The sequence below is a fragment of the Streptomyces sp. NPDC050732 genome, assembly GCF_040654255.1.
In the GTDB taxonomy this organism is placed as follows: domain Bacteria; phylum Actinomycetota; class Actinomycetes; order Streptomycetales; family Streptomycetaceae; genus Streptomyces.
In genome coordinates this window covers 1-16,403 of the sequence record NZ_JBFAHP010000044.1, presented here as the reverse complement: position 1 = coordinate 16,403, position 16,403 = coordinate 1, and the positions used below count along the sequence as shown (strand labels likewise).

General features: G+C 72.3%; 17 protein-coding genes. 10 read left to right on the top strand and 7 right to left on the bottom strand.

Annotated features, from left to right (window positions below):
• Window positions 1-25: 25 nt before the first annotated feature.
• The 4 genes from AB0H82_RS31515 to AB0H82_RS31500 form a co-directional block, all read right to left on the bottom strand.
• Window positions 26-1,198, bottom strand: a complete 1,173-nt coding sequence (locus tag AB0H82_RS31515) for a GGDEF domain-containing protein (protein ID WP_362998799.1) — start codon at window positions 1,196-1,198, stop codon at window positions 26-28.
• 116 nt (window positions 1,199-1,314) lie between these two features.
• Window positions 1,315-2,112, bottom strand: a complete 798-nt coding sequence (locus AB0H82_RS31510) for an enoyl-CoA hydratase-related protein (protein WP_362998797.1) — start codon at window positions 2,110-2,112, stop codon at window positions 1,315-1,317.
• Window positions 2,113-2,198: 86 nt separating this feature from the next.
• Entirely contained in the window at window positions 2,199-3,368 is a 1,170-nt protein-coding gene (locus tag AB0H82_RS31505; RefSeq protein WP_362998795.1) for an adenylate/guanylate cyclase domain-containing protein, read from the bottom strand.
• A gap of 487 nt (window positions 3,369-3,855) precedes the next feature.
• Entirely contained in the window at window positions 3,856-4,719 is an 864-nt protein-coding gene (locus AB0H82_RS31500) for a biotin--[acetyl-CoA-carboxylase] ligase (protein ID WP_362998793.1), read from the bottom strand.
• A gap of 126 nt (window positions 4,720-4,845) precedes the next feature.
• Between AB0H82_RS31500 and AB0H82_RS31495 the strand changes: the two genes are divergently transcribed.
• From AB0H82_RS31495 to AB0H82_RS31480, 4 genes are all read left to right on the top strand, one after another.
• Complete coding sequence (locus tag AB0H82_RS31495; RefSeq protein WP_362998791.1) at window positions 4,846-6,480, top strand: acyl-CoA carboxylase subunit beta; 1,635 nt, start codon at window positions 4,846-4,848, stop codon at window positions 6,478-6,480.
• Window positions 6,481-6,509: 29 nt separating this feature from the next.
• Entirely contained in the window at window positions 6,510-6,716 is a 207-nt protein-coding gene (locus AB0H82_RS31490; protein WP_362998789.1) for an acyl-CoA carboxylase subunit epsilon, read from the top strand.
• 69 nt (window positions 6,717-6,785) lie between these two features.
• Window positions 6,786-6,914 carry a hypothetical protein gene (locus AB0H82_RS31485; protein WP_362998787.1) on the top strand — a complete coding sequence of 43 codons (129 nt, stop codon included), beginning with the start codon at window positions 6,786-6,788 and terminating at the stop codon, window positions 6,912-6,914.
• A gap of 43 nt (window positions 6,915-6,957) precedes the next feature.
• Window positions 6,958-7,566, top strand: coding sequence for a nucleoside triphosphate pyrophosphatase (locus tag AB0H82_RS31480; RefSeq protein ID WP_362998785.1), 609 nt, complete (start codon window positions 6,958-6,960; stop codon window positions 7,564-7,566).
• Here AB0H82_RS31480 and AB0H82_RS31475 read toward each other — a convergent pair.
• Window positions 7,544-7,975, bottom strand: a complete 432-nt coding sequence (locus AB0H82_RS31475; protein WP_362998783.1) for a hypothetical protein — start codon at window positions 7,973-7,975, stop codon at window positions 7,544-7,546. The genes AB0H82_RS31480 and AB0H82_RS31475 overlap by 23 nt on opposite strands.
• Window positions 7,976-8,329: 354 nt before the next feature.
• Here AB0H82_RS31475 and AB0H82_RS31470 point away from each other — a divergent pair, with 354 nt between their 5' ends.
• The 4 genes from AB0H82_RS31470 (at window position 8,330) to AB0H82_RS31455 (ending at window position 12,003) form a co-directional block, all read left to right on the top strand.
• Window positions 8,330-10,102 carry a biotin carboxylase N-terminal domain-containing protein gene (locus tag AB0H82_RS31470; protein ID WP_362998781.1) on the top strand — a complete coding sequence of 591 codons (1,773 nt, stop codon included), beginning with the start codon at window positions 8,330-8,332 and terminating at the stop codon, window positions 10,100-10,102.
• 169 nt (window positions 10,103-10,271) lie between these two features.
• Window positions 10,272-11,120, top strand: a complete 849-nt coding sequence (locus tag AB0H82_RS31465) for a hypothetical protein (RefSeq protein ID WP_362998779.1) — start codon at window positions 10,272-10,274, stop codon at window positions 11,118-11,120.
• Window positions 11,121-11,125: 5 nt separating this feature from the next.
• On the top strand, window positions 11,126-11,299 hold the full coding sequence (locus AB0H82_RS31460; RefSeq protein WP_362998777.1) for a hypothetical protein: 174 nt from the start codon (window positions 11,126-11,128) through the stop codon (window positions 11,297-11,299).
• Between the two features lie 140 nt (window positions 11,300-11,439).
• Window positions 11,440-12,003, top strand: coding sequence for a helix-turn-helix domain-containing protein (locus AB0H82_RS31455; RefSeq protein WP_362998905.1), 564 nt, complete (start codon window positions 11,440-11,442; stop codon window positions 12,001-12,003).
• 36 nt (window positions 12,004-12,039) lie between these two features.
• On the opposite strand, the gene AB0H82_RS31450 is transcribed toward AB0H82_RS31455, so the two are convergent.
• A complete protein-coding gene (locus AB0H82_RS31450) occupies window positions 12,040-13,011 on the bottom strand; it encodes a DeoR/GlpR family DNA-binding transcription regulator (RefSeq protein ID WP_362998775.1) in 972 nt (323 codons plus the stop codon).
• A gap of 176 nt (window positions 13,012-13,187) precedes the next feature.
• A complete protein-coding gene (locus AB0H82_RS31445) occupies window positions 13,188-14,636 on the bottom strand; it encodes an NAD(P)H-quinone dehydrogenase (RefSeq protein ID WP_362998773.1) in 1,449 nt (482 codons plus the stop codon).
• A gap of 121 nt (window positions 14,637-14,757) precedes the next feature.
• Between AB0H82_RS31445 and AB0H82_RS31440 the strand changes: the two genes are divergently transcribed.
• Both AB0H82_RS31440 and AB0H82_RS31435 read left to right on the top strand, forming a co-directional pair.
• Window positions 14,758-15,195: a gamma-glutamylcyclotransferase gene (locus tag AB0H82_RS31440; RefSeq protein ID WP_362998771.1), complete on the top strand. Its 438-nt coding sequence runs from the start codon at window positions 14,758-14,760 to the stop codon at window positions 15,193-15,195.
• A 115-nt stretch (window positions 15,196-15,310) separates the two neighbouring features.
• On the top strand, window positions 15,311-16,135 hold the full coding sequence (locus AB0H82_RS31435; RefSeq protein ID WP_362998769.1) for a purine-nucleoside phosphorylase: 825 nt from the start codon (window positions 15,311-15,313) through the stop codon (window positions 16,133-16,135).
• The last annotated feature ends 268 nt before the right edge of the window (window positions 16,136-16,403 follow it).

Below are 16,403 nucleotides of genomic sequence, written 5' to 3'. Positions count from 1 at the left end.
CACTTACCGCGAGGTCAGCCGCGCCCTAGGGCCCGTCCTGGCCGCCAGGGGGGCGTCGGCCCCGGAACCTCCGGCGCTCCCCCGCCCAGGGGACCCCCGGCGGCGAGTCGGCGAGGCGGACCACCGGGTCGTCCGCGCCCTCGCGTCCTGCCACCACCGGCTTCGGCGCGCGTGCGGCCTTCGCGCGGTACTGCGCCGCGTCGGCGAGGCGGAAGAGGCGGCGGGCCGAGCGCACGGGGCCGATCGGGTCGCCGGTCGACGCGACACCGCAGGCGACCCCGTCACCCAGCTCCAACTCGGCCGCCCGTACGCAGAGTTCGTCGGCGGCCCGCACCACCTCGTCGGCCGTGGGGCCGACCGAGAGGAGGCAGAACTCGTCGCCGCCGAGGCGCGCCGCCAGCGCGCCGGGCAGCATCGCGCCGCAGAGCGAGAGGACCGAGCCGAAGCGCTCCAGGAGGCGGTCGCCGACCGCGTGGCCCTGGGTGTCGTTGACCCGCTTGAGTCCGTTCAGGTCGCAGACGACCAGGCTCACCACGGCCCCGTCGGCGAGGTGCCGCTCCACCGCCCGGTCGAGCTTGAGGTCGACCGCGCGGCGGTTGGCGAGGCCGGTCAGCGCGTCGGTGTAGGCGAGGCGGCGCGCCTCCTCCAGGCGCTCCGTCTGCGCGATCCCTGCGGCCACCACCGCGGCGAGGACCGTCGCGAAGTCGGCGTCGGCCCGGCCGAAGACGGGGACGCCCGGCGGACGGGCCACATACAGCTCGCCCCACGCGCGCCCGTGCAGCACGACCGGCGCGACGACGCAGCAGCCGCGGCCCCTGCGGCGCAGTGCGGCCACGCGCTGGTGGCAGTAGCCGGGCGCGCGGGAGTCCGCGGGGCCCTCCGCCGTCTCGACCCAGGCGTGCGGTTCGCCGCCGCCCGCCCAGTGCTCGTGCAGGAACTCGGTGATCTCGGGGAACCGGTTCACGGGATACGCCTCGTTCTCCGGGAACTCCTCCTCGCCCTGGACGCGCCGCCCGGCGTTCACCAGGACCCGCAGCCGGCCCATGTCCCGCTCCCAGACGGACAGCGCCGCGAAGCTCCCGTTCAGCGCGCAGCAGGCGCCGGTGGCGGCCGCCCGCCAGGACTCGCGCGGAGTGTGCGCGGCGGCCATTCCCTGCGCCAGCTCCACCACGGCCCGAAGCCGGACATCCTCTCCCATTTCCCCAGGCTAGGAGGTTTGCTCCGGTTTGGAACTTCGGGACATCACGGAACGTGAGCCCCCGACAGACCCCGACACGCCCTGGCAGGCCCTGGCAGGCCCCGAGGGGCGCGCCCCTACTCCCCGGGCCACTCCGGCTTCCGCTTCTCGTTGAACGCCGCGACGCCCTCCGCCCGGTCGCCGGAGAAGGCCACCGTGCGCCACGCCGCGTCCTCGACCTCCAGGCCCGCCCGCAGGTCGAGGCCGTACCCGAGGCGCAGGGCGCGCTTGGCCGCGCGCAGGCCGACGGGCGAGTTCGCGGCGATGCGGGCGCCGAGCGCCAGCGCTTCCGTCCGGGCCTCGCCCTCCGCCACCAGCAGGTCGATCAGGCCCAACTCCCGCGCCTCGGCGGCCTCCACGCGGCGCGCGGAGAAGATCAGCTCGGCGGCGCGGGCGGCGCCGACGCGGCGCGGCAGGAGCTGGGTGCCGCCGCCGCCCGGGATGACGCCGACGGAGACCTCGGGGAGCCCGACGACCGCGGTCGGGTCGGCGACGATCATGTCGCAGGAGAGCGCGAGCTCGAATCCGCCGCCGAGCGCGAAGCCGTGCACGGCCGCGACGGTGGGCATGGGCAGCTCCAGTACGCCGGTGTAGGAGGCCCGGGTCGTGGGGCGCTGGCGGCGCAGCTCGGCGTCGCTGAAGGAATTCCGCTCCTTCAGGTCGGCGCCCACGCAGAAGGCCCGCTCGTGCGTGGACGTCAGGACGACGACGCGGGCCTCCTGGTCGTCGGAGAGCGCGGCGCAGGCGGCCGCGATGGAGCGGGCCATCTCCGAGGAGACGGCGTTCATCGCCTTGGGGCGGTCCAGGACGAGCTCGACGACGTGGCCGTGCCGCCTGACCGCCACGTACTCCCCGTACCGCTGCTCGTCACCCATGACGCCTCCTCCACCTCCGGTTAACGACCGTTACCCGGGGATCATGTCAGCCGGGGACGGCTCCCGAAAGGGGTGGCATGCACGTGCTAGGAGCCGCGGCGGGCCAGCAGCCACGGTTCGACGACGCCGAGGCCGCGCACGGGCCGCTGCCACATCGGCTGGAGCGCGAAACGGTAGGAGGGCGGCTCCTCGCCCTCCTTCTCGGCCACCGCCGCCGCCTCCGCGGCCTCCGTCTCGGAGGCCGGCGCGTCGCCCGTCCGCGTCAGCTCCTCCGCGAACGCGCCGTCCACGAGGACGGCGTCCCGGGGCGCTATCGACGTGAGCCTGCTCGCGAGGTTCACGGTGGTGCCGAAGACGTCGCCCATGCGGGTCGTCACGGTCCCGAAGGCGATGCCGACGCGCAGCTCCGGCATCGTCTCGTCGTTGGCCATGGTCTCGATGAGCCGCAGCGCGATCTCCGCGGCGACGCCCGCGTCGTCGGCGGCGTACAGGACCTCGTCGCCGAGGGTCTTGATGAGCCGTCCGCCGTGCGCGGCGACGAGGTCCGCCGCCGTCGTCTCGAAGGCCTCGACGAGCTCGCCGAGCTCCTCCTCCTCCATGCGCCGCGTCAGCCGGGTGAAGCCGACGAGGTCGGCGAAGCCGACGGCGAGCCGCCGGTCGACCATCTCGTCGTCGTCCGCGGCCTGCACCACGCGACCGGTGGCGGCGGCGAGCTGGCGCCGCCACACGTAGACGAGGAACTCCTCCAGCTCGGGCAGGAGCAGCTCGATGAGCGGATACGTGACCTCGGTGCGGGTCATGCCGGGCTCGGGCGGCTCCGTGAGCCCCTCCAGGAAGGAGTCGATCTGCCACTCGGCGAGCCTGGCCGTGGTCTGCCCCGTCGACCGGGCCACCTGCACGGCCATGGCCTCGCTCAGCAGGCCCGCCTCGACGAGGCCGGCGAGGCGGCGCAGGGCCAGCACGTCCGCCTCGGTCAGCGCCTTGGCCTGGCCGATGTCGGGAAAGCCCATGGCCCGCCAGAAGCGGGACGCCAGCTCCATCGAGACGCCCGCGCTGCGGGCCGCCTGGAAGGGGGTGTAGCGGCGGTCGGCACCGAGGATGAGCTGTTCGAGGCGGAGGGCGAGCGGGTCCCTCTCCGCGTCGCCTTCGCTCTTCTCGTCCACCTCGGGCACCCCCGAGACGTCTCTCGCACCGTCCGCGTCCGGCACCGCACCGGGGTGTGCACCCTCGCCGGAGCCCGTGTCGTCGACGGTCACGCCTGCTGCCCTTCCGATCTGCCGCGGTCAGGTATCGACCGGCGTCAACTTTACGGCAGGTGTGCCGCAGCTCACTCCCGACTCCCCCGAGGTGTCGCTTGACGGCGTGGGGTCTGGGGCTCGTCCCCGCGAAAACCCGCCACGGCAGGTGTGCCACGCCCCGCCGTCCACCGCCCGCAGGCACGCCGTGGCTGATCGCGCAGTTCCCCGCGCCCCTGACCAACCGGCCCCCCCCCCGGCGACTCGCCGCACCGCAGCGTGTGGCGCGCCAGGCCGTCGCACGCCCGCAGGCACGCCGTGGCCGGTCGCGCAGTTCCCCGCGCCCCTGACCAACCGGCCCCCGGCGACTCGCCGCACCGCAGCGTGTGGCGCGCCAGGCCGTCCGCCGCCCGCAGGCGCATCGTGGCTGATCGCGCAGTTCCCGCGCCCCTGCGGGGCCCGAGCCGTCCGCCGCCCCTGCGGGGCCCGGTCGGCCTTCGGGGGCGGATCAGGGGGCCGGGCGCAGGTGGATGATGTCGCCTGCGCCGATTGGTTGCTGTACGCCGTTCTCCGTGGCCAGGACCAGGCGGCCGTCGCCGTCGACTGCTACTGCCTCGCCGACGAGGGAGCGGTCGCCGGGGAGTTCCGCGCGGACTCGGCGGCCGAGGGTCGCGCAGCCGGCGGCGTAGGTTTCCTGGAGGCCGGACGCGGCCGGGTCGCCGGCGGCCGCGTGCCAGTCGCCGTACCAGCGTTCCAGGGAGCGCAGCACGGCCCGCAGCAGCGGATCGCGGTCCGTGGTCCGCGCGCCGGCCAGGGCGAGCGAGCCCGCCGTCGGGACGGGCAGCTCGTCCTCGCGCAGCGTGACGTTGAGGCCGACGCCGATGACGACGCCGCCGCCGGACGGCGACCCCGCGCGTTCCGCGAGGATGCCGCCCGCCTTGCGTTCCTGTTCACCGACGGTCACCAGCAGGTCGTTGGGCCACTTGAGTGCGGTGTCCACGCCCGCCGCCCGCGAGACACCCGTGGCGACGGCGACGCCGGTGAGCAGCGGCAGCCAGCCCCAGCGCTCCACCGGTACGGAGGCGGGCTTGAGGAGGACGGAGAAGAAGAGCCCGGAGCGGGCGGGCGCGGACCACCGGCGGTCGAGGCGGCCGCGCGCCGCGCTCTGTTCCTCGGCAACGAGCACCGCGCCCTCGGGGAGCTCGTCGGCCCGCGCCGCGAGGTCGGTGTTGGTGGAGCCGGTGGCGGGCACCACGTCGAGGGAGGACCACAGGCCGCCGTCCCGCAGCAGTGCCCGCCGCAGGGACCCGGCGTTGAGGGGCGGCCTGTCGAGGTCGGACCAGCGGTTGTCTTCAGCATCTGACGGCGTCATGCAAGCCACCTTAGGTGTGGTAAACGCCGCACTGCCGAACGGTATGCGCGCCGATACGCTACGGGTCAGTAGCCAGCCGCACAGCCGTAGACAAGCACCTTTGAGCAGGCAGGGAGCCGCATCCCGATGTCCGAGCCGGAAGAGCCCAACGTGCCCGCGTCAGACCGCACCGCCGAAGACGGCGCCATCGACATCCATACGACCGCGGGAAAACTTGCCGACCTGCAGCGCCGCATCGAGGAGGCCAAGCACGCGGGCTCGGCCCGAGCGGTCGAGAAGCAGCACGCCAAGGGGAAGCTGACGGCGCGCGAACGCATTGAACTGCTGCTCGACGAGGGCTCCTTCGTCGAGTTCGACGAGTTCGCGCAGCACCGGTCCACCAACTTCGGCCTGGAGAAGAACCGGCCGTACGGCGACGGCGTGGTGACCGGTTACGGCACCGTCGACGGCCGCCCGGTCGCCGTGTTCTCGCAGGACTTCACCGTCTTCGGCGGCGCGCTCGGCGAGGTCTTCGGCCAGAAGATCGTCAAGGTGATGGACTTCGCGCTGAAGACCGGCTGCCCGGTGATCGGCATCAACGACTCGGGCGGCGCCCGCATCCAGGAGGGCGTCATGGCCCTCGGGATGTACGGCGAGATCTTCCGCCGCAACACGCACGCGTCCGGTGTCATTCCGCAGATCAGCCTGGTCGTCGGGCCGTGCGCGGGCGGCGCCGTCTATTCGCCCGCCATCACCGACTTCACGGTCATGGTCGACCAGACCTCGCACATGTTCATCACGGGGCCCGACGTCATCAAGACCGTCACCGGTGAGGACGTCGGCTTCGAGGAGCTGGGCGGCGCCCGCACGCACAACTCCACGTCGGGCGTGGCGCACCACATGGCGGGCGACGAGAAGGACGCCATCGAGTACGTCAAGTCCCTGCTGTCGTACCTGCCGTCGAACAACCTCAGTGAGCCGCCCGCCTTCCCCGAGGAGGCGGACCTGGCGCCCACGGACGAGGACCTGGCGCTGGACACGCTGATCCCGGACAGCGCCAACCAGCCGTACGACATGCACGGCGTCATCGAACACGTCCTGGACGACGGCGAGTTCCTGGAGACGCAGCCGCTGTTCGCGCCGAACATCCTCACCGGCTTCGGCCGCGTCGAGGGCCACCCGGTGGGCATCGTCGCCAACCAGCCGACGCAGTTCGCCGGCTGCCTGAACATCGACGCCTCCGAGAAGGGCGCCCGCTTCGTCCGCACCTGCGACGCGTTCAACATCCCGGTCATCACCTTCGTGGACGTGCCGGGCTTCCTGCCGGGCGTCGAGCAGGAGCACACGGGCATCATCCGGCGCGGCGCGAAGCTGATCTACGCGTACGCGGAGGCCACCGTCCCGCTGATCACGGTCATCACGCGCAAGGCGTTCGGCGGTGCGTACGACGTGATGGGCTCCAAGCACCTGGGCGCCGACCTGAACCTCGCCTGGCCGACCGCGCAGATCGCGGTGATGGGCGCGCAGGGCGCGGTGAACGTCCTGCACCGCCGCACCATCGCCGCCGCCGGCGACGAGGCAGCCCAGGAGGCGGCCCGCGCGCAGCTCATCCAGGAGTACGAGGACGCCCTGCTCAACCCGTACACGGCGGCCGAGCGCGGCTACGTGGACGCGGTGATCATGCCGTCCGAAACCCGCTCCCACCTCGTGCGCGGCCTGCGTCAGCTGCGTACGAAGCGGGAATCCCTCCCTCCGAAGAAGCACGGCAACATCCCCCTCTAGACCCCTCTTCCAGACCCCCAGGAGGGCTCATGATCAAGGTCGTACGGGGCAACCCGACCCCCGAGGAACTCGCCGCCGCCCTGGCGGTGGTCCAGGTGCGTGCCGCGGCCGTCGCCGGCCAGCCGTCCGGCGCGCCCACGCTGCCCGACTCGTGGGCCGACCCCGCGCGGGTGGCCAGGCACCGGCTGCCGGCCCCGTCCCCGACGGCGTGGGGCCGCACGTACTGGCCCGGGTAAGTGGGTCGGGCCGGGAACTGAGTACGCGTACTCAGGCGTCCCGGCCCGTCCGGTCGCACCATCGACTGCATGCTGTGGTCGGATCCGGAGGACAACCCTCCGAAGGACATGCGGGACCTTCAGGCAAGGATGCGCCGCACGGGACTGGTCCTCGCCCTCGCAATGGTGATCGCGATGTTCGTCCTCGGCATCCACTGAGGGCCGCACGCCCTGCCACGCGGGCGCTCGCTACGCTGACCGCATGAGTGATCAGCCCCGCCGTCTCGTCCTCGCCTCCCAGTCCCCCGCCCGGCTCGGCCTGCTCCGGCAGGCGGGCCTCGCCCCCGAGGTCATCGTCAGCGGTGTCGACGAGGACAAGGTCTCCGCGCCGACCCCCGCCGAGCTCGCCCTCGCGCTGGCCGAGGCCAAGGCGTCCGTGGTCGCCGCGCGGCCCGAGGCCAAGGGCGCACTGGTCGTCGGCTGCGACTCGGTCCTGGAGCTGGACGGCCGGGCGCTCGGCAAGCCGGCCGACGCCGAGGAGGCCACCGCCCGCTGGAAGGACATGCGCGGCCGCGCGGGCGTCCTGCAGACGGGCCACTGCGTCTACGACACCGCCTCCGGGCGGTACACGTCGGCGACGGCGTCGACCGTGGTCCGTTTCGGCGAGCCCTCCGACGACGAGATCGCCGCGTACGTCGCGAGCGGCGAACCGCTGCACGTGGCGGGCGCGTTCACGCTGGACGGGCGCTCGGCGCCGTTCGTCGACGGCATCGAGGGCGACCACGGCAACGTCATCGGCCTGTCGCTGCCGCTGCTGCGCCGCCTCCTCGCCGAACTGGGCGTGGGCATCACGGAGTTGTGGCAGCGGTAGGCGCGAGGGCCTGCTGCGCCTTCTTCTCGTACGCCACGAGCGTGAGGACGATCAGGCCGAGCACGACCATCATGAAGGCGAACGCGGCCCAGCCGACCAGGCCGACGCAGAAGGCCCCGAGCAGCGCGTGCACGACGGCGCAGCTGATCAGGAGGATGCGTCCGAAGTTGCCGGGGGCGCTGTCGCGGGCGGCGGCGCGGGCCATGACGAACGCGCACAGGGCGAGGTAGCCGCCGATGAGGGCGCCGGCGATCCAGGTCGAGACGGTCATCGCCCGCGGATCGAGGCCGGCCAGGGACATGTCCTGGTTGTCGACGACGCTGCCGAGGATCCAGTTGAGGAGCGCGATGCCGACCGCCTCCGCGAGGAGAACGATCGCGCCCACCCAGGCCACCGGTCTGCGCGCCACGGCGCCCACCCTCTTCCGCTTGCTGTTACCGCCAGTACGTCCGAGCCATCGCGAACGCTACTAACGGGTAAACCCCGGGACAAGAGCTGTGCCGGGGGCAAAGAATCATTGGGCCATTCGTAGGGACTCCACAAAGAAAGCCCCGCCTCCGCAGCGCTGACTCACAGAGACCTTGGCCACACCGGAGGGCTACGCTGCCGTGGAGGGACCCTGCGTACCGCGGTACGACAAGGGATTTCACGAACCTAGCCGGTCTCGAGTCACACTCCGTGTGGGCAAGCTCACCATTGGGGACGGGTCGTAAGCCCGTGTCGGCAGTCCCTAAACTCGGCTTGTTTCAAGGAGGGAGCCATCGTGCGCAAGGTGCTCATCGCCAACCGTGGCGAAATCGCTGTCCGCGTTGCCCGGGCATGCCGGGATGCGGGGATCGCGAGCGTAGCCGTCTACGCAGACCCTGACCGGGACGCGCTGCATGTACGGGCAGCCGATGAGGCGTTCGCGCTGGGCGGTGACACTCCGGCCACCAGCTACCTGGACATCTCCAAGGTGCTGGCCGCGGCCAAGGACGCGGGGGCGGACGCCATCCACCCCGGTTACGGCTTCCTTTCGGAGAACGCCGACTTCGCGCAGGCCGTCATCGACGCGGGCCTGAACTGGATCGGCCCGCCGCCGCAGGCCATCCGCGACCTGGGCGACAAGGTCGCCGCGCGGCACATCGCGCAGCGCGCCGGTGCCCCGCTGGTCGCGGGCACGCCCGACCCGGTCTCCGGCGCCGACGAGGTCGTCGCCTTCGCCCGGGAGAACGGCCTGCCGATCGCGATCAAGGCGGCGTTCGGCGGTGGCGGCCGCGGTCTGAAGGTGGCCCGCACCCTCGAAGAGGTGCCCGAGCTGTACGACTCCGCGGTGCGCGAGGCCGTGGCGGCCTTCGGCCGCGGTGAGTGCTTCGTCGAGCGCTACCTCGACAAGCCGCGGCACGTGGAGACCCAGTGCCTCGCCGACAAGCACGGCAACGTGGTCGTCGTCTCGACCCGTGACTGCTCGCTGCAGCGCCGCCACCAGAAGCTCGTCGAGGAGGCGCCCGCGCCGTTCCTCACCCCCGAGCAGAACGAGCAGCTGTACGCCGCCTCCAAGGCGATCCTCAAGGAGGCCGGCTACGTCGGCGCGGGCACCGTCGAGTTCCTCGTCGGCGTCGACGGCACGATCTCCTTCCTGGAGGTCAACACCCGTCTGCAGGTGGAGCACCCGGTCACCGAAGAGGTCGCCGGCATCGACCTGGTCCGCGAGATGTTCCGCATCGCCGACGGCGAGGAGCTCGGCTACGGCGACCCCGAACTGCGCGGTCATTCCTTCGAGTTCCGCATCAACGGCGAGGACCCGGGCCGCAACTTCCTGCCCGCGCCGGGCACCGTCACCACGTTCGCGCCGCCGTCGGGCCCCGGCGTCCGCCTGGACGCGGGCGTCGAGTCCGGCTCGGTCATCGGCCCGGCCTGGGACTCGCTCCTGGCCAAGCTGATCGTCACGGGTGCCACCCGCGAGCAGGCGCTGCAGCGTGCCGCCCGCGCGCTGGAGGAGTTCGACGTCCAGGGCATGGCCACCGCCATCCCCTTCCACCGTGCCGTCGTCAAGGACCCGGCGTTCGCACCCGAACTGACCGGCTCCAGCGACCCGTTCACGGTCCACACCCGGTGGATCGAGACCGAGTTCGTCAACGAGATCAAGCCGTTCACCGCGGCCGCGGACACCGAGACGGACGAGGAGCCGGGCCGCGAGACGGTCGTCGTCGAGGTCGGCGGCAAGCGTCTTGAGGTCTCGCTGCCCTCCTCCCTCGGCATGACCATCGCGCGCACCGCGGCGGCGGGCGGCGCCCGCCCCAAGCGCCGCGCGGCCAAGAAGTCCGGCCCCGCCGCCTCCGGCGACACCCTCGCCTCGCCCATGCAGGGCACGATCGTGAAGGTCGCGGTCGAGGAGGGCCAGGAGGTCAAGGAGGGCGACCTGGTCGTCGTCCTGGAGGCCATGAAGATGGAACAGCCCCTGAACGCGCACCGCTCGGGCACGATCAAGGGCCTCACCGCGGAGGTCGGCGCGAGCCTGACCTCCGGCGCGGTGATCTGCGAGATCAAGGACTGACCCCGCTCTTCGCTCGCCGGAGGGGCCGGCTTTCCGGCCCCTCCGGCGATTGAGGACGAACTCGGCGAAGCCGGTGACCGGCCGAGCCACGGTACGGAGAACCCGCAACCGCAGCGCGGCGCCCAGGCGTCCTTCCTCCCGTAGAGCCGAAGACCACGGGGGGACTTCAGTGACACGTACGGGGGACGTACTGTGCCTGCTGGCCGCGGCGGGCGCCATCTCAGCCACCGGCTGGCTCGCGGCCACCGCCGACACCGGGCAGCGCTACGAGGCGGGACTCGTCCTGGGCCTTGCCGCGGGCCTCTCCGTGGCGCTCCTGCGCCGCTTCACCCGCCTGCCGCTGGGGCGCCGCCGCCCCTACACCTTCGCCCTGCCGCTGCCCGCGCCCGACTGGCGCGCCCCGCTGCCGGACCCGGGCGGCGACCCCGAGGCCCTGCGCCCGCACGCCGAGCGCCGCGCGGCGCTGCTCAGCGACGCGTCCGCGCTCGGCGACACGCTGGACCACACCTGCTCGCTGCCGCCGGAACTCCGGGCCGAACTGGCCCTGTTCGCCGTCACCGCGGCCATCCAGGCGAGCAACTCGGTGATCCTCCCGGCCTGTGACGGACCGCTGAGCCCCGACCCGGCGTACGACGCCGCGCACGCGCTAGGGGAGCTCGTGGCGGGCGTCGAGTTCAGCCGTATCGGGATGCGTGCCCTGGAGGCCCTGGTGACGGAACAGCCGCTGCGGCCCGACCCGCCCTGCTACTTCAACCCGCTGCACGAGCGCGGCCACGCGCGCGTGGCCGTCCCCGCCGGAGAGGTCGCCGCCTGCCACGGCTGCGCGCGGGAACCCGGGCCGCTCCTCGTGCCTTCGGCGGCGGGCCCGGTGCCGTACTACGAGAGCGACGCCGTCGACCGGCGCTGGCGGCTGCTGGGCTACGGCGCGGTGACGCCGGACAACGGCGCCACGATGATCGCCGCGGCCCGCGACGGCTTCCGCCCGAGCCCCGCGAAGCCCCGTACGAAGGTGAGTTGATGATCATGGGTGAGCTGACCGCAGGGGTGCTGACCGGACTCGCCGTCGGCACCTGTGTCACGTATCCGCTGGTGCTCTGGCTGGCACGGAACCTGCGCGGCGGCGCCCTGCCGCCCCACCGGCGCGAACGCAGGGCCAGGGCGGAGCTGGACGCCTTCTTCGCCCGCCGGGAGTCCTGAGAGCCTGTCCTGCGCCGGTCGCGCTCCGCGGGCAGTGGCATCCTTGAGGGACGCGTACGTTCACGAAGGGTGCGGGGATGACGACCGGCATGAGCCAGCAGGCGAGAGCGCCGCGGCAGGCGGCACAGTCGGCGCGCACCATGCGGGCCGACGCCCGCCGCAACTACGACAAGCTGCTCGCCGAGGGCCGCGCCGCCTTCGCCGAGCACGGCACGGGCGCCTCCCTGGAGGACGTGGCCCGCCGCGCGGGGGTCGGCATCGGCACGCTCTACCGGCACTTCCCCAACCGGCACGCGCTGGTGAGCGCGGTCTGGGAGGACGCCGTGAGCGACCTGCTCGCGCGCTCGCACGCGCTGCTCGACGACCCGCAGCCCTGTTCGGCGCTCGTGGCGTGGCTGCGCGCCATCATCACTCATGCGGGTGAGTACCGCGGCCTGTCGAGCGCCCTCATGTCGGCGTCGCACGACGACACTTCGGCGCTCGCCCGGTGCAGCAAGCCGATGCGCGAGGCGGGCGCGGCGCTGCTCGTCCGCGCGCAGGAGGCAGGGGCGGTGCGCCCCGACGTCTCCATCTCCGACCTGCTCCAGCTGACCAACGCGATCTCGCTGGCGGCCGAGGAGACTCCGGACGATCCGGAGCTGGCCGACCGCCTGCTCACGCTGACCCTGCGGGGCCTGAAGGCCGACGGGCAGGCCGCGGCGTAACACCGCGCCCCCGTCCGCTCCCGGCCCCGCCCGGTGTCAGCGGCGGCGCAGGTCCGCGACCCGCGCCGCCCGCTCCCCGGGCGGCTGCTCCCCGAGGATCGCGCTGCGCAGCGGCTGGCCGGGGCCAGCCCCGTGAGTGCGCCGCTGACCCGGCAGGGGCACGTCCCGGCGCGGCTGGCGCCCCGCCGGGACGGAATCGACACCGGGCCCGGCTTCAGGGCCTGCGGCACCGCCGGCCACCGCGATCTGCACGCCCTGGTCGGCCAGCGCCTGCAGCTCCGTGGCGGCCCGGTCGTCGTGCCCCGGCGGCTCGTCCGTGACCAGGCGGGTGATGACGTCCGTCGGCACCGTCTGGAACATCGTGTCGGTGCCGAGCTTGGTGTGGTCGGCGAGGACCACGACCTCGGCCGCCGCCTGGACCAGCGCACGGTCCACGCTCGCGGAGAGCATGTTGGACGTGGAGAGGCCGCGCTCGGCGGTCAGACCGCTGCCCGAGAGGAACGCGCGGGACACCCGCAGCCCCTGGAGGGACTGCTCGGCACCGCTGCCCACGAGGGCGTAGTTCGAACCGCGCAGGGTGCCGCCGGTCATGACGACTTCCACCCTGTTGGCGTGGGCCAACGCCTGTGCCACCAGAAGGGAATTGGTGACGACGGTCAGGCCGGGCACCCGCGCGAGCCGGCGGGCCAGCTCCTGCGTGGTCGTACCCGCCCCGACGACGATGGCTTCGCCTTCTTCGACGAGTCCCGCCGCGAGATCGGCGATAGCCGTCTTCTCGGCGGTCGCGAGATGTGATTTCTGCGGAAAGCCGGACTCCCGCGTGAATCCGCCCGGCAATACCGCACCGCCATGTCGGCGATCGAGGAGTCCTTCTGCCTCCAGCGCGCGCACGTCCCGCCGTACGGTCACTTCGGAGGTCTGGACGACGCGGGCGAGCTCACGGAGCGATACCGCCCCGTTGGCCCGCACCATTTCGAGGATCAATTGGCGACGTTCTGCAGCGAACACGAAACTGACAGTAACCCCAACGACCGTCTGCTTTCAGCAGTTTGCGCCGAATTACAGAAGTTGTGCGCACCGCAGGGTCGGAAGTGGTATAGGTGCTTACGCGGAGTGTCTATACCGTGCGAATGGGCGACAACAGTGCGTGACCTGCGAGGAGTTGTTTCAGGTCGCCGCTCCGATCAGCCCTCGCCGGCCGTCTTCCGGGTGTGGAGCTGACGCGCCACCTCGGCGATCGACCCCGAAAGCGACGGGTACACGGTGAACGCATTCGCGATCTGCTCGACCGTCAGATTGTTGTCGACCGCGATCGAGATGGGATGGATCAGTTCCGAAGCGCGCGGTGCGACGACCACACCGCCGACCACGATGCCCGTTCCCGGCCGGCAGAAGATCTTGACGAATCCGTCGCGGATGCCCTGCATCTTCGCGCGCGGATTCCGCAGCAGCGGCAGTTTGACGACGCGGGCGTCGATCTTGCCGCCGTCGACGTCGGCCTGGCTGTAGCCGACGGTCGCGATCTCGGGGTCAGTGAAGACGTTCGCCGACACGGCCTTCAGGTTCAGCGGCTGCACCGCGTCGCCCAGGAAGTGGTACATCGCGATGCGCCCCTGCATGGCGGCGACGGAGGCCAGCGCGAAGATCCCGGTCACGTCACCGGCCGCGTACACACCCGGCGCGGACGTGCGCGACACCTTGTCGGTCCAGATGTGCCCGGAGTCCTTCAGCTTGACTCCGGCCTCCTCCAGACCCATGCCGCTGCTGTTCGGGATGGCGCCGACGGCCATCAGGCAGTGCGTGCCGGAGATGACGCGCCCGTCGGCGAGCGTGACCTCGACCCGGTCCCCGACCCGCTTGGCGGAAGCGGCACGCGAACGGGACATCACGTTCATCCCGCGGCGCCGGAAGACGTCCTCAAGGACGGCGGCGGCGTCCGGGTCCTCACCGGGCAGCACGCGATCACGGCTCGACACGAGGGTCACATTCGACCCGAGCGCCTGATAGGCACCGGCGAACTCGGCACCGGTGACACCCGAGCCGACCACGATGAGCTCCTCGGGCAGCTCGTCGAGGTCGTACACCTGCGTCCAGTTCAGGATCCGCTCGCCGTCGGGCTGCGCGTCGGGCACCTCGCGCGGGTGACCGCCGGTCGCGATCAGCACGGCGTCGGCGACGAGGGTCTCCTCGCTGCCGTCGGCGGCCCGCACCACGACCTTCCGCGACCCGTCGGTGTCCTGCTGCCCTTCGAGCCGCCCGCGACCGCGCAGCACGCGCGCGCCCGCACGCGTGACGGACGCGGTGATGTCGTGGGACTGCGCGAGAGCGAGCCGCTTCACACGGCGGTTGACCTTCCCCAGGTCGACGCCCACCACGCGCGCGGGGCTGTCGATGTGCGGGGTGTCGTCCGCGACGATGATCCCGAGCTCCTCGTACGAGGAGTCGAAGGTGGTCATCACCTCGGCCGTGGCGATCAGAGTCTTGGACGGCACGCAGTCGGTGAGCACCGACGCCCCGCCCAGACCGTCGCAGTCGACGACGGTCACCTCCGCGCCGAGCTGGGCGGCCACGAGCGCCGCCTCGTATCCGCCGGGTCCGCCACCAATGATCACGATCCGAGTCACGTACTCCATTGTCCCGCACGCTTCAAGGTGGTCACGCGCCGGGGCCCTCCGTCAGTGGAAGGACCCCCCGTCCGGGCGGTCCTTCCACTTCAGGAGGGGCGTACTTGATTGCTGCCGTACCCTCGACGTCATGTCGCTCTACGCCGCGTACGCCGGCAATCTGGATCCGCGGCTCATGTCACGCCGCGCCCCGCACTCACCGCTGCGCGCGACCGGCTGGCTGAACGGCTGGCGGCTCACCTTCGGCGGGGAGCACATGGGCTGGGAAGGCGCGCTCGCCACCCTCGTGGAGGCCCCCCGCTCCCAGGTCTTCGTCACGCTCTACGACATCGCCCCCATGGACGAGGACTCCATGGACCGCTGGGAAGGCGTCGGGCTCGACATCTACCGGCGCATGCGGGTCCGCGTCCACACGCTGGAGGGCGAGGAACCGGCCTGGGTGTACGTACTCAACGGTTACGAGGGCGGGCTCCCCTCGGCGCGCTACCTGGGCGAACTGGCGGACGCCGCCGAATCGGCCGGAGCCCCCCACGACTACGTGATGGAACTCCGCAAACGCCCCTGCTGACGGCACCGCTCGTCGCCCTTGTCGGAAACCTCGTCGGAAACGACAAGACAACGATCAGAATCCCGTGAGCATCGTCATCTACGCGCGTAGGCCATAAACGGCTACTCTCGTCCGCGTGAACGCTTCAGTTATTCCGGACGACATCCAGGGCGACCCCTACGCCTCCGCCGACGCCGCCGCCGCGCGCCTGCGTGAGCTGACGGGCGCCGAGACCCACGACGTCGCCCTCGTGATGGGCTCCGGCTGGGCGCCGGCCGTCGACGCGCTGGGCGAGCCCGAGGCCGACTTCGCCGTCACCGAGCTGCCCGGCTTCCCGCCGCCGGCGGTCGAGGGACACGGCGGCCGCATCCGCTCCTTCAAGATCGGCGACAAGCGCGTCCTGGTCTTCCTGGGCCGCACCCACTACTACGAGGGCCGTGGCGTCGCCGCCGTCTCGCACGGCGTCCGCACCGCCGTGGCCGCCGGCTGCAAGACCATCGTGCTGACCAACGGCTGCGGCGGCCTCCGCGAGGGCATGCGCCCCGGCCAGCCGGTGCTGATCAGCGACCACCTCAACCTGACGGCGACGTCCCCGATCATCGGCGCGAACTTCGTCGACCTCACGGACCTGTACTCGCCGCGTCTCCGCGCCCTGTGCAAGGAGATCGACCCCTCCCTCGAAGAGGGCGTCTACGCCCAGTTCCCCGGCCCGCACTACGAGACCCCGGCGGAGATCCGCATGGCCCGCACGATCGGTGCGGACCTGGTCGGCATGTCCACGGTGCTTGAGGCCATCGCCGCGCGCGAGGCGGGCGCGGAGGTCCTCGGCATCTCCCTGGTCACGAACCTCGCCGCGGGCATGACGGGCGAGCCCCTCAACCACGAGGAGGTCCTCCAGGCGGGCCGCGACAGCGCCACCCGCATGGGCGAACTCCTGGGCAAGGTCCTGAACCGCATCTAACGGGCGGGGCGCCTCAACCGGGGCACCCCCCGGCACCCTTCCTCCCATCCCCGCCTCCGTCCGGCACCCCACCGCACCGCTCCGCGGGGTCGACCCCACTGTTTACCCCGCTCCGCCCCGCAGGGGCAGGGGCGGGTGGGCGGGGGTGACCTGCGCCGTCCCGCGCGGGCAGGAACCACTACCCCGCCGCTCCGCGGCGGATACCTCCCACCCACCCACCCGTTCACCCCGCGACGTCCTGCGGGGGTAGGGGCGGGTGGGCGGGGGC

Excerpts from the sequence above, each read along its gene's own strand:
- AB0H82_RS31500 (WP_362998793.1), bottom strand. The coding sequence starts at position 4,719 with ATGACGCCGTCAGATGCTGAAGACAACCGCTGGTCCGACCTCGACAGG.
- AB0H82_RS31480 (WP_362998785.1), top strand. The coding sequence starts at position 6,958 with ATGAGTGATCAGCCCCGCCGTCTCGTCCTCGCCTCCCAGTCCCCCGCC.
- AB0H82_RS31455 (WP_362998905.1), top strand. The coding sequence starts at position 11,440 with ATGCGGGCCGACGCCCGCCGCAACTACGACAAGCTGCTCGCCGAGGGC.
- AB0H82_RS31440 (WP_362998771.1), top strand. The coding sequence starts at position 14,758 with ATGTCGCTCTACGCCGCGTACGCCGGCAATCTGGATCCGCGGCTCATG.
- AB0H82_RS31515 (WP_362998799.1), bottom strand. The coding sequence starts at position 1,198 with ATGGGAGAGGATGTCCGGCTTCGGGCCGTGGTGGAGCTGGCGCAGGGA.
- AB0H82_RS31490 (WP_362998789.1), top strand. The coding sequence starts at position 6,510 with ATGATCAAGGTCGTACGGGGCAACCCGACCCCCGAGGAACTCGCCGCC.
- AB0H82_RS31510 (WP_362998797.1), bottom strand. The coding sequence starts at position 2,112 with ATGGGTGACGAGCAGCGGTACGGGGAGTACGTGGCGGTCAGGCGGCAC.
- AB0H82_RS31445 (WP_362998773.1), bottom strand. The coding sequence starts at position 14,636 with ATGGAGTACGTGACTCGGATCGTGATCATTGGTGGCGGACCCGGCGGA.
- AB0H82_RS31495 (WP_362998791.1), top strand. The coding sequence starts at position 4,846 with ATGTCCGAGCCGGAAGAGCCCAACGTGCCCGCGTCAGACCGCACCGCC.
- AB0H82_RS31460 (WP_362998777.1), top strand. The coding sequence starts at position 11,126 with ATGGGTGAGCTGACCGCAGGGGTGCTGACCGGACTCGCCGTCGGCACC.
- AB0H82_RS31485 (WP_362998787.1), top strand. The coding sequence starts at position 6,786 with ATGCTGTGGTCGGATCCGGAGGACAACCCTCCGAAGGACATGCGGGAC.